The sequence below is a fragment of the Nonomuraea sp. NPDC049158 genome (genome assembly GCF_040648335.1).
Lineage (GTDB): Bacteria > Actinomycetota > Actinomycetes > Streptosporangiales > Streptosporangiaceae > Nonomuraea.
Window position 1 is genome coordinate 144,376 of record NZ_JBEZDM010000014.1, and the last position, 11,911, is coordinate 156,286.

Annotated in this window: 9 protein-coding genes; 5 read left to right on the forward strand and 4 right to left on the reverse strand. The window is 71.8% G+C overall.

Features of this window, described 5'->3' with window-relative positions; translation table 11 throughout:
* Positions 1-8: 8 nt before the first annotated feature.
* The gene (locus AB0B61_RS29055) at positions 9-653 is read left to right on the forward strand and encodes a hypothetical protein (protein ID WP_358438192.1); all 645 of its coding nucleotides are present in this window, start codon (positions 9-11) and stop codon (positions 651-653) included.
* 21 nt (positions 654-674) lie between these two features.
* Here AB0B61_RS29055 and efeB read toward each other — a convergent pair whose 3' ends face one another.
* Positions 675-1,880, reverse strand: coding sequence for an iron uptake transporter deferrochelatase/peroxidase subunit (gene efeB, locus AB0B61_RS29060; protein WP_358438195.1), 1,206 nt, complete (start codon positions 1,878-1,880; stop codon positions 675-677).
* A 369-nt stretch (positions 1,881-2,249) separates the two neighbouring features.
* Between efeB and AB0B61_RS29065 the strand changes: the two genes are divergently transcribed.
* Both AB0B61_RS29065 and AB0B61_RS29070 read left to right on the forward strand, forming a co-directional pair.
* Positions 2,250-3,329 carry a TOMM precursor leader peptide-binding protein gene (locus tag AB0B61_RS29065; protein ID WP_358438198.1) on the forward strand — a complete coding sequence of 360 codons (1,080 nt, stop codon included), beginning with the start codon at positions 2,250-2,252 and terminating at the stop codon, positions 3,327-3,329.
* A 69-nt stretch (positions 3,330-3,398) separates the two neighbouring features.
* Positions 3,399-4,697 carry a M14 family zinc carboxypeptidase gene (locus tag AB0B61_RS29070; protein WP_358438201.1) on the forward strand — a complete coding sequence of 433 codons (1,299 nt, stop codon included), beginning with the start codon at positions 3,399-3,401 and terminating at the stop codon, positions 4,695-4,697.
* A 3-nt stretch (positions 4,698-4,700) separates the two neighbouring features.
* Here the strand turns inward: AB0B61_RS29070 and lanL are convergent, their stop codons facing one another.
* Entirely contained in the window at positions 4,701-7,265 is a 2,565-nt protein-coding gene (gene lanL, locus AB0B61_RS29075; RefSeq protein WP_358438204.1) for a class IV lanthionine synthetase LanL, read from the reverse strand.
* Between the two features lie 143 nt (positions 7,266-7,408).
* Positions 7,409-7,579: an SflA family class IV lanthipeptide gene (locus tag AB0B61_RS29080; RefSeq protein ID WP_358438207.1), complete on the reverse strand. Its 171-nt coding sequence runs from the start codon at positions 7,577-7,579 to the stop codon at positions 7,409-7,411.
* 273 nt (positions 7,580-7,852) lie between these two features.
* On the opposite strand from AB0B61_RS29080, the gene AB0B61_RS29085 reads away from it, so the two are divergent.
* Positions 7,853-9,742, forward strand: coding sequence for an ABC transporter ATP-binding protein (locus AB0B61_RS29085; RefSeq protein ID WP_358438210.1), 1,890 nt, complete (start codon positions 7,853-7,855; stop codon positions 9,740-9,742).
* A complete protein-coding gene (locus AB0B61_RS29090) occupies positions 9,739-10,620 on the forward strand; it encodes a MauE/DoxX family redox-associated membrane protein (RefSeq protein WP_358438213.1) in 882 nt (293 codons plus the stop codon). Before AB0B61_RS29085 ends, AB0B61_RS29090 begins: the two co-directional genes overlap by 4 nt.
* Positions 10,621-10,880: 260 nt before the next feature.
* On the opposite strand, the gene AB0B61_RS29095 is transcribed toward AB0B61_RS29090, so the two are convergent.
* Positions 10,881-11,897 (reverse strand): NAD-dependent epimerase/dehydratase family protein, encoded by a 1,017-nt coding sequence (locus AB0B61_RS29095; protein WP_358438216.1) that lies wholly within the window; start codon positions 11,895-11,897, stop codon positions 10,881-10,883.
* Positions 11,898-11,911: the final 14 nt, after the last annotated feature.

Consider the following 11,911-nt stretch of genomic DNA (forward strand, 5'->3'; position numbering starts at 1 on the left):
CGAGAGCGGTGCCCGCTGACACGCCGCCCGCCGGGCCGATCTCGACCCCGACCCCGTCTCCCGAGCCGACCTCGACAGCCGAGCTGATCGAGGCGGCGGAGGACGGGCCGGAGGTTCCCGAGACGTTCGGGCGGCTGCTGCGGGAGAGCGAGCGGCTGCTGAAGGAGGCCCCCGGCTCGGCCGACGCCCACTACGTGCGGGGCTACACCCTGTACCTGCTGGGCGCCCACGCCGAGGCGCGGGCCGCCTTCGAGCGGGCGGAGCTGCTGCGGCGCGGGCACCAGTGGGCGCTGTTCCACCTCATCGTGCTCGCCTACCGCGACGGCGACCACGGCGCGGTGCTCGATGCCTTCTCCAGGCTGGAGCGCGTCTATTTCGAGGGCGAGGACAAGCTCTGGCGTTATCTGGTGGCCTGGGAGTACTCGCTGTGCTCGGCGGTCCGGCTCGGCCTGGACGAGCACGTTACCGCCCGCCTGCCGGAGCTGATCGCCGAGTACACCGCCCGCCAGGACGACCCCGAGGAGATCCTGGTGCGGCCGGGCAGGCTCCTCCAGGTCTACGGCGAGCAGCCTGACGGGCCGCTGCGCGACCTGTTGCGCGAACAGCTCGCCCTGCTGGTGCCCGGCGGCTGGATCCGTCCCGGCGAGCTCTAGCCGCTCTGCGTCAGGCGGGCTCTAGCTTTGTCCGAGGAGCGTGTCGCCCCAGTGCCCGCCGGGGGACACGCCGGGCGGACAGGCCCACAGGCCCGACCCCACGTGCCGGATGTAGGTCGAGAGCCGGTCGTCGGTGGCCAGCTTGCGCTGCACGGGCACGTACTGGCGGCGCGGGTCGCGCTGGTAGGCGAGGAAGAACAGGCCCGCGTCGATGCGGCCCTGGGTGTCGCTGCCGTCGACGAAGGAGTAGCCGCGCCGCAGCAGCCGTGCGCCGCCGTTGGACAGGGGATGGGCCAGCCGCACATGGGAGTCGGCGGGCAGCCTGGCCGGGTCGAACTCGTCCCGCTCGCCCTTGCCGCCGAGCGGGGCGCCCTCGGTCTTCGTACGGCCGATCGTGGCCTCCTGGTCCTGCCGGGAGGCCTGGTCCCACGACTCCAGGTGCATGCGGATCCGCCGCGCGACCAGGTAACTGCCGCCCGTCATCCATGCGGGCCCGTCGGCGGCGCCCACCCAGACGTGCTGGTCGAGCGCGGTGTGGTCGTCGTGCGGGATGTTGTCGGTGCCGTCCTTGAAGCCCATGAGGTTGCGCGGGGTGAGCTGGCTGGGCGTGGTCGAGGAGGTCTTGCCGTAGCCGAGCTGCGACCACCGTACGCTCACCCGGCCCAGCCCGATGCGCGCCAGCGTACGGATGGCGTGCACCGCGACCTGCGGGTCGTCGGCGCACGCCTGGACTGCGATGTCGCCGCCGCCGCGCGCCGGGTCGAGCTTCTCACCGGGGAAGGGTGGTAAGTCGGCCAGCGCGGGCGGCCGCGAGGCGGCCAGACCGAAGCGATCCTCCCCGGCCCGCTCGAACAGCGTGGGACCGAATCCGACCGTCAGCGTCAGGCGGGAGGCGGGCAGGTCGAGGGCCTCGCCGGAGTCGTCGTCGGCGGTGAGGTGACCCGCTGTCATCGACTCGGCGGCCCTGGTCCAGGAGACCAGGAGTGCGACCAGCTCCTCGCGCGTGCTCACGGCCACGTCGAAGGCCGCGAAGTGGAGGCGGTCCTGGACAGGCGTGGCGATGCCCGCCTGGTGCGGCCCATGGAAGCCCACCACCTGAGCCGGGGCCGCGCTGCTTGCCGGCGGCTCCGGCTCGCCCAGCAGGAAGGCGCCCGCCGTCGCCGCCGCGCCGGCCACCACGCCCGCGCCGGAGGCGGTCAGCAGCCCGCGCCTGCTCAGTCTCCCCACCGGACCTCCCGTCGAAGATCTTGACCTTATCCTGCCTCCCGGCGGCGCCTTGACCGGCCTGATAGGGCTTCCCCGTAAAGCCCGTTTCGGAGACGGGCTACTGAACAAACTGGCTCAAGTGGGTCATTTATCACCAAAGCGGTGGACACTGGCGGTTGGGGAAACTACCTTCCTCGCTCGAGGACATTTCTTCGCTATAGCCCCAAATGTCCCAGCATCATCAGGAGGGGGGACTGCATGGAGATCACGATTGCCGAGATAGAGGCAGTGGAGCTCACGTGCGGTAACAGCAACAGCTGATACTCAGCGCGGGATTGGTGGCCACCCGGGTCGCCGATCCCGCGCCTTTTTCTGAGGTGGAGCGGATAATTGTCGCGCGTTCTGGTCAACCCGGCGTTTCCCCTGTTCATTGAGGACCGCCGCGAACTAGTCCGGCTGGGTGACCTGCCGGGCACCGGAAAGGTGCTCAAGTCCGCCTCTCCGGCCCTACGCGAGCTGGTACGGCGGTGCGCCTCCACCGCGCTGCCCCGCGAGGAACTGGTCAGCCTCACGGCAGGAATCGGCGGCGTCACGGCGGCCGAGGTGGACCAGGCCATCACCGCTCTGCTCGGGGCCCGGATCCTGGTCGAGGAGCAGGACGTCGAGCTGCTGACGCGCCACGGGCCCACGTCGCGGCAGGCCCTGTTCTTCTCCATGTTCCAGCCCGCGTCGCGGGCCGCTGAGATGGCCGGGGACCTCGCCGGGCGTACGGTGGCCGTCCTCGGCGTCGGCGGGATCGGCGGGTTCGTCGCCCTGCAACTGGCGACCGCCGGGGTGGGACGGCTGCGGCTCGTCGACCAGGACGACGTCGACGAGTCCAACCTGCACCGCCAGTTCCTCTACTCGGCGGAGGACGTCGGGAGCCCGAAGGTGGACTCGGCCGCCCGCCGGCTCGCCGAGCACAATCCGGCGGTCAAGGTGGAGACGCACCACCGCACGCTGACCGGCGCCGGGGACGTCGCGGACCTGGTCGCGGGCGCGGACCTGGTCATCGCCACCGCCGACAGCCCGCAGCCGCAGATCCGCCAATGGATGAACGCCGGTTGCGTGGCCGCCGGGGTGCCGCTCCTGCCGGGCGGGTTCAGCCAGCACCTGGGCATCGCGGGACCGCTGGTCGTGCCGGGGAGTTCGGCCTGCCTGGCCTGTCTGGACGAGGAGCTCCGGGTCCGTAATGGTGGGTGGGAGCTGCCCGCCATTCTGAACCAGGGGCGGAGCATTCCGGCGTTCGGCCCGCTCTGCGCCATCGTGGCCGGGTTCGTCGCCGCCGAGGCGGTCCGATACCTCACCGGTGTCGTCCCGCCGGCCCTGGTCGGCCGGGTGGTCCACTTCGACCTCCTGACGATGGCGACGGCGGAGCAGCCCGTCACCCGGCTCGACACCTGCCAGGTCTGCGGGGATCACCGCCCCTGACGGGCGAGGTTGCGAAACGTCCTGTATCGGCCACGTGACGTGGCGGCGCGCGCTTGAGAGGCTTCCCCCATGCGCGTGATCCCGACCATCGACGACATGGCCGCGTTACTGCGGGAGCTGTGCGACCGGTTCCCCGCGACCTGCCGCAGACGCCTCATCGGCGCCTCCCGGCGGGGCGAGCCGCTGGAACTGGTCTCGATCGGGGACGGGTCCCAGAACGCCCTGGTGTTCGGCGGCCCCCACGCCAACGAGCCCGCCGGCTTCCTGACCGTGCTCCGCCTGGCCTCCGCGCTGTGCGAGAACGCGGCCGAGCGGCGGGGGTTCACCTGGCACTTCATCGCGTGCGTGGATCCCGACGGCGCCCGGCTGAACGAGGGCTGGTACGCCGGCCCGTACACGATCAGCCACTACCACCGCCACTTCTACCGGCCGTCCATGAGCGACCAGCCCGAATGGACCTTCCCCATCCACGCCGGGCGCAAGCGGTTCGACCGGCCGCTGCCGGAGACCCTGGCGTTGATGCGGGTCATCGACGAGTTGCGGCCCGCGTTCATGCTGTCGCTGCACAACGCCGACTTCGGCGGCGCGTACTTCCAGATCACCCGCGACGTGCCCGGCCTGGCCGCCGAGCTGGCCTCGATCGCCGCGGGTCAGGGCGTCCCGCTGGACCTGGGGCCCATCGACACCGTCGGCTACCAGGTCGCGGGACCCGGCGTCACGCTGCTGCCGCCGGCCGAGCACATCGACTTCGTGGAGACGGGCGGCGACGCGCGCACGCCTCGTACGTACGGGGCGTCGAGCTGGCACTACGCCGACCGCTACGGCACGTTCACGCTGATCGCCGAGGTGCCCCTGTGGACCACTCCAGGGTGCGACGACCCCTCGGACGCCGGGCTCTCCTTCGGCCACCTGGTCAAGGCGGCCGCGGTTCGGCTGCGCGAGGAGATCGAGCCGCTGGCCCGCGCGCGTACGGACGTCCGGCCGCAGTGTGTCGCGCACACCCCGTTCCACGCGGCGGTGGACGACACACTCGCCGTCTCCCATCTGCTGGTCTCCTCGCTCGAAGGCGCCGTGGACCGGGAGGACGCCGCCAGGACCGTCACGCGGGCCGAGGCGAGCGGCATCCACGACACCGTGCGCCGCCTGCCGCTGCGGGCCTGCGCCATGTTCCTGCGGCTGCTGGCGGCCGAGGCGGCGGCGGGCAACCGCCCGGCCGACCTGACGGCCGTCCGCGCCGCGCTGGAGGAGCGCATGGGACGCCTCTGCGCGGAGGCCGAGGGCCAGCTGGTCCAGCTCGACGATCCGCTCGACCGGATCGTCACGATCCAGACGGAGGCCGCCCTGGCCGCCGCCCGCCGCCTGCGCTGAGCGTCATACGGGCAGCCGCCAGTTCGCCGTCCACAGGCGGGAGCCGGTGCGGCGGTCGAGGCGGCGGAGGAAGGACAGGACGCCGGACGCGCCGGTCGCCCAGGTGTAGCCGGGCTTGTCGAGATCGTTGCCAGTGAAGACCGGTGCCGAGGGCTCGCCGCCGGCCCGCATCAGCATCAGCTCGACGATCTCCTCGGCGCCGCGCCAGTAGGTGTCGTCGCCGGTGGCCATCGCCAGGTCGATCAGCGCCTCGCCGATGCCCGCCAGGCCGCAGCACTGGGACACCACCCACGCCTGCGGCGCGATGGCCAGGCTCGCGCGGGCGCCCCGCTCCGCCAGGTCGAGGTAGCGGTCCTCGCCGTACGCGGTGGCCGCGTGCGCCAACGGGCCGAGGATGCCGGAGACGCCCTGGCACCAGGACGCGCCCATGGCCTTGGCGTCCGGCCCGGTGAGCTCGACGAGCATGGCCTCGGTGGCGGTGGCCAGCGACTCGAAGCGCTCCCTGGCCGCCTGACCGGCGCCGTGGTCTCCGGTGGCCTCGTGGTAGGAGAGCAGGAACTCCGCGCAGCCGGCGGCGCCGTGGGCGAAGGCCATCTCCACGTTGACGCCAGAACCGGCCTGGGCCGGTGCCACCGCGTCCTTGGAGTCCGTCACCTCGCCGGAGACGAGCAGCCTGGCGCACTCGGCGGCCACTTCCAGGTGGCGCGGATCCTGCTCCAGCGCGGCCAGCGAGAGGTGCCCCGCGCCGATACCGGCGACGCCGTGGGCCTGGTCCGCGCGTTGCTCGCCCGTCAAGACGATCGGGCCGGGGTCCGGCAGCTCGGGGACGGCGGTCAGCCGCGCGGTGGCCAGGAACAGCGCCGTTCCCGTGCGGCCGAAGTAGAGCGCCGGCGGAAGCTTGGTCGGCGGCATGACGCGCGCCGTCCAGCGGGCCAGGTCGGCGGCGACGGTCTTGGCCTCGGGGTGGTGCAGCAGCTCCATGCCGACCCCGGCCGACCCGCCGTAGACGTTCGTCACCGGCGGGCTCGACGTCCGGGCGTCCGCCGGGCCGTCCATCAGGCCCTCCGCGAACCGTACGCACACACGGGTGGTGTGATCGAGGACCTGCGACAGCAGCGCACCGCTGAACCGCACCCCGTCAGACCGCGACACCGTACGACCCGTCCGCCCGCCGCTGACACCGGATCTCATGTCGGCCGCGGCCGCCACCCGCTCCTCGGCGTCGAGGCTGAGCAGGCGCGGCAGCAGCCCGATGACGCCCGTCGTGACGCCGGGGAACATCCGCGCCAGGCACATCAGCGTCCGTCCGACGTTCTTGGCCGGGTCGGAGTCGATCATGAGGGGGTTCATCCCGGTCGCCGAGAAGAACAGCGTCGCGCCGAGCGAGAAGTAGTCGTCGGCGGGTTCGGAGGGGCGGTCCGCCTGCTGGCCGGGCACGCTGTAGCCACGGCTCCATCCGGGCAGTTGCAGCCCCTCGTACCTGCTGTTGCCGAAGTCGATCAGCGTGCAGCGGCCGTCCTCGCCGAGCACCACGTTCTTGGGGGAGAAGTCCCTGACGACGACCCCGCGCGCGTGTACGGCGTCCAGCACCTCAAGCAGCCGGCCCGCCAGCGCGGTGAGGTCCCGGTCGCCGCCGTTCTCGGTGAAGCGGCCCCGCTCGCCGACGAACCGGTTGAGATCCAGGCTGCCCTCGTCGGTCATGACGAGGAACTCGTCCTCGCCGTGCCGGAAGTGGTCGATCGGCGTGGGGATGCCCGCGACGCCGTCCAGGGCCTTGAGGATGCGAAGGTCATTGCGCAGGTACATGCGCAGATCCCAGCCCTCGGCGTTCTCGCCCACGTAGGCGCGGGCCTCCTTGACCACGACCGGCCGGCCGTCGGCGTCCTCGGCCCGGTAGACGTTGCCGCGTGGGCCGCGCGCGACGCCGGACGTGACGCGGTACCGGTTGCCGATGAGCCTGGCGGGCGCCTCCACGGCGTCCGACCCGATAGCCCGAGGCGCGTCCGGGACGCCGTCCTGCGGGCGGAACGGGTCGGTCGCCCACGGCGGGCAGGAGAACTCGGGTCCCGCCGCGCCCGGCAGGTGCTCGCCGTCGGGGCTGACGATGATCAGCTCGAAGTCGCCGTTCTCGTCCACGCGGTACTGGGGGGCGAAGGGGGCGTACCGGTAATAGACCGGCGCGTCGCGGCGCACCTGGCGATCGCTGACGATGCGCGGCGCGGCCAGCCCCGCCAGCGCCTCGGCCAGCCGGTGACCGAGAGGGACGACCTCGTCCGGCTGCGGGTAGACGGTTATGGCCTTGCCGACCGCGCCCGGGTCGAGGTCACCGGAGTTGAGCTCCGCGAGCTTCTCGGGCGAGCAGGCGACCTTGAAGTCGCAGGACACGTCGGCCAGGACGGGCAGGACCCGTTCGAGCGTGTCGCCCAGGGTGCCGGGACGGGCGGAGACATGCAGCTTCCAGCCCTGGTTGGGGGTGGTGGCACGCGGGTCGTGGACGCTGACCCAGGTGTCGCCCTCGTAGATTTCCCTAGTATTCGACTCGGCAAAATGGGTAAGGGAAACAATCACATTTACCGTCAACGAGAAAACCCTTCTGCACCGACCGGCCGGATGCCTGAAGAAAGGCCACCGGAAGTGCACCGATGGCCTTTCCACAGCGGTACGGCGCAAGGAGCGCGCCGCCGCGGAACGCCGAACGCGTTACCGCCCGATTACACGATCGACGGGCAGCAGGGGAACGTCGAGCAAACGGTGCGCTTGCAGGTGTTCACGCAGGCCTGAGGCCCGTGGAGCAGTGCGGTGAGCTCGCCTTCGAAGTCGACGACGAGGTCCTCGTACTCCAGAACGCCTGCGTCGCGGGGCTCCAGCGTAAGAACGGACATAAGGGCTCCTTCCTTGGCCACCGGTAGGCGGCCGATGTGGGGCTTGAGCCTCGGGACGGCACTGGATAAGTGCCGTTACCCGTGCCCTGACCGCGATGGGAATCGCCTGTCGCGGCCAAACGGACGCATTATGTTCATACCTCACCAAATATGTCCAGGCATCACGGAACGGGATTCCTTGCCCGACCGCGTCGGCGAGAAATCGTTTACAAGAGGGGTTTACGACGACACAACGGTCACCTAGATTGGCTAGGTGATCCCCTGGCTTCCCGCATGAAAGCGTTCTGGAAGAAGCGCACCCCGGACGTTCCGGAGGACAGGTCGGGGCTGGCCCTCGCCTACTGGGAGAGCCATGGCGACGAACTCCTGACGGCGAGCATGGCGAAGATCGCGCGTCGCCTGCCGTACCTGGTGATGTCCGCGTTACGCATGGCCTGGGAGGCGCACCGCCGCGACACGATCGTCGCGCTGGCCGGAAACCTGATGGCCGGCGTCTTCACCGTCTACGGCCTGGTCGCGACGTCCGACGTGCTCGCCTCGCTGTTCGCCGGCGGGCCGACGCCCGAGCGCGTCCGGGCGGCGCTGCCCTCGCTGGCGCTGGTCGCGGCCGCCGCCGGGCTGCGCGGGGCGCTGCTGACCGCCGCCACCTGGGCCCAGGCGCGGCTCAAGGTAGAGGTCGAACGTCTGGCCGAGACACGGCTCTTCGAGCTGACCACCCAGGTGGAGCTGACCGCGTTCGACGACGACGAGTTCCACAACGCGATGCGCAGAGCCCGCGACAGCGGCGTACCCGACGCCGCGGGCGTGGTCGAGGCGACGATCGCCGTGCTCGGCGGCGCCGTCGGCGTGCTGGCCTCGGCCGTGGCGCTCGGCCTCATGCACCCGCTCCTGACGCCGCTGCTGCTGGTCACGGTCGTGCCCGCGGGCTGGGCCGCGGTGCGGGCGGCGCGCCTGCAGTACCAGGGGTACTACCGGCTGTCGGCCGCGCGGCGGCGCAAGTTCATGCTGTCGGACCTGATGGCCGAGCGGCTGCCCGCCGCCGAGGTGCGCGCGTTCGCGCTGCGTGACTTCCTGCTCGGCGAGTACGCGACCGTCGCCGACCTCGAACAGGACGTGCAACTCGACGTCGCGCGCCGCCGTGCCGTCACCAAGGCCGCCGGCGACCTGCTGACCGGCGCCGCGACCGTCGCCGTCTACGCCGCGCTGGCCGGGCTGCTGGCCATCGGCGTCATCCCGCTCGCGGTGGCGGGCGCGGCCGTGCTGGCCATCCGCGCCGGCCAGATGTCCCTCGCCGCGCTGGTGCAGATGATGAACCGGTTGTACGAGTCGGGCCTCTACTTCGGCGACTACCTGTCGTTCCGCGCGCTGGCCGCCTCGCTCGTGCGACAGCCATCCGGTACGGAGGCTCCGGAACCGTCCGGGCGGCTGGCCGCCGACCAGGTGACCTTCAGCTACCCAGGGGCGAGCGGCCCCACGCTCAACGGGATCAGCGTCTCGGTGGGGTTCGGCGAGGTCATCGCGCTGGTCGGGGAGAACGGCTCCGGCAAGACCACGCTGGCCAAGCTGCTGGCCGGACTGTACCGGCCGGACTCGGGGACGATCCGCTGGGACGGCGCCGACCTGGCCGACCTCGACACGCGTGGGCTCATCTCGGTGATCGCCCAGGACCACACCCGCTGGCCGCTGACCCTGCGCGAGAACATCCTCATGGGCCGCCCGCTGGACGAAGGCCGCCTGGCCGCCGCCGCGGCCGCCGCCGGGGCCGACGAGGTGGTGGCGGGGCTGTCGCAGGGGTACGACTCGCTGCTCGACCAGCGTTTCCGAGGCGGCCACGACCTGTCGGGCGGGCAGTGGCAGCGGATCGCCGTGGCCCGCGGCTTCTACCGCGACGCCGCCCTGGTGATCTTCGACGAGCCGACCTCCGCGCTGGACGCCCGCGCCGAACACGCCCTGTTCGAGCGCATCCGCAAGTACGCCGACGGCCGCTCCATCGTCCTCATCACGCACCGGCTGGCCAGCGTCCGGTACGCCGACCGCATCTACGTCCTCGACCATGGGCGGGTGGCGCAGCAGGGCACGCATGCCGAGCTGATGGAGGAGGGCGGCCTCTACGCCGACATGTACACCCTCCAGGCCCAGGCCTACCGGGAGTCGGCCACATGATCGTTCTGTCGTCGGCCTATACGGCGCTGATCGCGGTCCTGCTGTACGCGGCTGTGAGCAAGGCCCGTGACCTGGCCGGATTCGCCGCCGACATCGCGGGTTACCAGCTCATCCCGCAGCGGCTCACGGTCGTCGCCGCCGTCGCGGTGGTGGTGGCGGAGCTGGCGGCGGCGGGGCTGCTCACCGCGCCACCCACCCGGCGCTGGGGCGCGCTCCTGGCGGCGGCACTGTTCGCCGCCTTCCTCGCCGCGATGGCGTCCGTGCTGTGGCGCGGGCTGAGCGTCGGTTGCGGCTGCTTCGGCGACCACGGCCTCGTCGGCGCCGCCACCATGACGCGTACCGGTCTGCTCGCGGTGCTGGCGGTCATGGCCGTCGTCGCGGGACCTTCCCCGTTCACCCCCGTCCACCTGCTGCTAGGAGCGGCGTACCTCGCGCTGACCTTCCTGCCCGCCCGGCTGATCGCAGCCATAGAGCGCGGCCGCGCCGGTCCTCGCCCCGGCACCCGCTGGGACGTGCCCCCACCTGCCGCGACCCTCGCCTCTGAACGGCCCGGAGTCCTGTACGCGCTGATCGGGCCGACGTGTGGCGTCTGCAGTGCCATGCTGCCCGCCTTCGTCGCGGTGAAGCAGGTGGACGTCGTCCTGGTGAGCGCCGCGGTGGAGGGGCAGGTCCGCGACTACCTGGCCGCCCAGGGGGTCGGGTTGCCGTTGGTGATCGACCCCGGGGTGTTCGACCGTCACGGCATCCCCTGGCCGCCGTACGCCGTGCTGACCGACCGGCAGGGCGTCGTCCTGGCGGCGGGCGGCGCGGCCGAGCCCGCCGCTCTCGACACCCTGCTCGCCCACGTCCCCTCGGCTCCTGGCCGGACCAGGACCTGATCAGGTCGGAGCCGGCGTGGTGAGGGGCGGAGGTGACCACCCGGCTGTCCCGCTACCACTGACAGCGGATACCTCCGCCCCTCCGGCCCCTAGGATTGAGGACCGGCCGCCGCGCCGGGCCAGGGTGGGGGACCAAGGACTGCCAAGCGCGACACCGCTGACGCTAACCCGCCGCCGCCCAGCGGTCTGTGGACGATTACGCAGAACGGGCGCCCCGACGTCTGTGCGCGCGGAACGGACGGGCTGAGCTCTGTGCGCGATTACGCGGAACGGGCGGCCCAAGCGGCCAGCACCGCCGCCTCCTTCTCGGGCGCGATGCCGTGCAGCGCCTTGGCCCCGTAGGACCGCTCCGCCTCCGGGACGTCACGCAACCACGCCCACGTGTCCCGCACCGTCTCCGCCACCGGCCGTACGCGCAGCCCGGCCGCCTCAGCCTTGGCCGTGGGCACGCTCCAGAAGTTGGCGACCTCGTCCGACGGCGGCCCGCCCCACAGCGGCAGCTCGACCCACGTCCCCACCTCCTGATCGACGAGGAACCGATCATCCACCCAGACGAACTCCGCGTCCGACCCGGTCGCCTCCTTGCCCAGCTCCAGCCACTCGCCGTACGTGGTGTTGCCCGCGGGCCCGGTCACCGCGAACCGGCTGGCCGTCCCGAGCTCCGCCTGGTCCAGGGTGAAGACGGCGACGTCCCGCGCGTCCACGAGCTGCATCGGCGTGCCCGGGTCACCCGGCGCGAGCACCGGTCCGCCCTGGGAGATCCGGTTCAGCCACCACGGCAGCCGGCCGACGTTCTCGTACGGGCCGAGGATCAGACCCGGCTGCACGATCAGTACGTTGCCGTCGAACCCCTGCTCCACGGCCCGCTCGCAGCCGGCCTTCAGCACCCCGTAATCACCGTCGTCAGGACCGGCGTCCGGCGCGCAGTCCCACACCCCCGAGCTCTCGGTGGCGGGCTTGCCGGGGAAGCCGTCGATGGCGGAGACCGAGGAGATGAACGCGTATGTCGCCACATGTCCCGACAGCGTCCGCGCCGACTCACCGACGACCCGCGGCACATAGCCGGACGTGTCGACCACGAGGTCCCACGTGTGACCGTCGGCCAGCCGTTCGAGGTCCGCCGTCACCTCGCGGTCACCCCGGACGGCCACCGCGCCCGGCAGATCCGCCCCGCTCTGCCCCCTGTTGAACGTCGTGACCTGATGCCCTCGTGCCAGCGCCTCCTCGACGATGGTTCGTCCCAGAAATCTCGTCCCGCCGATGACCAGTACTCTCATGCCGACATTCTTCG

Bases quoted from the DNA above. Each gene is read 5' to 3' on its own strand.
- AB0B61_RS29070 (WP_358438201.1), top strand. From the start codon at position 3,399: ATGCGCGTGATCCCGACCATCGACGACATGGCCGCGTTACTGCGGGAG.
- AB0B61_RS29080 (WP_358438207.1), bottom strand. From the start codon at position 7,579: ATGTCCGTTCTTACGCTGGAGCCCCGCGACGCAGGCGTTCTGGAGTAC.
- AB0B61_RS29085 (WP_358438210.1), top strand. From the start codon at position 7,853: ATGAAAGCGTTCTGGAAGAAGCGCACCCCGGACGTTCCGGAGGACAGG.
- AB0B61_RS29090 (WP_358438213.1), top strand. From the start codon at position 9,739: ATGATCGTTCTGTCGTCGGCCTATACGGCGCTGATCGCGGTCCTGCTG.
- AB0B61_RS29095 (WP_358438216.1), bottom strand. From the start codon at position 11,897: ATGAGAGTACTGGTCATCGGCGGGACGAGATTTCTGGGACGAACCATC.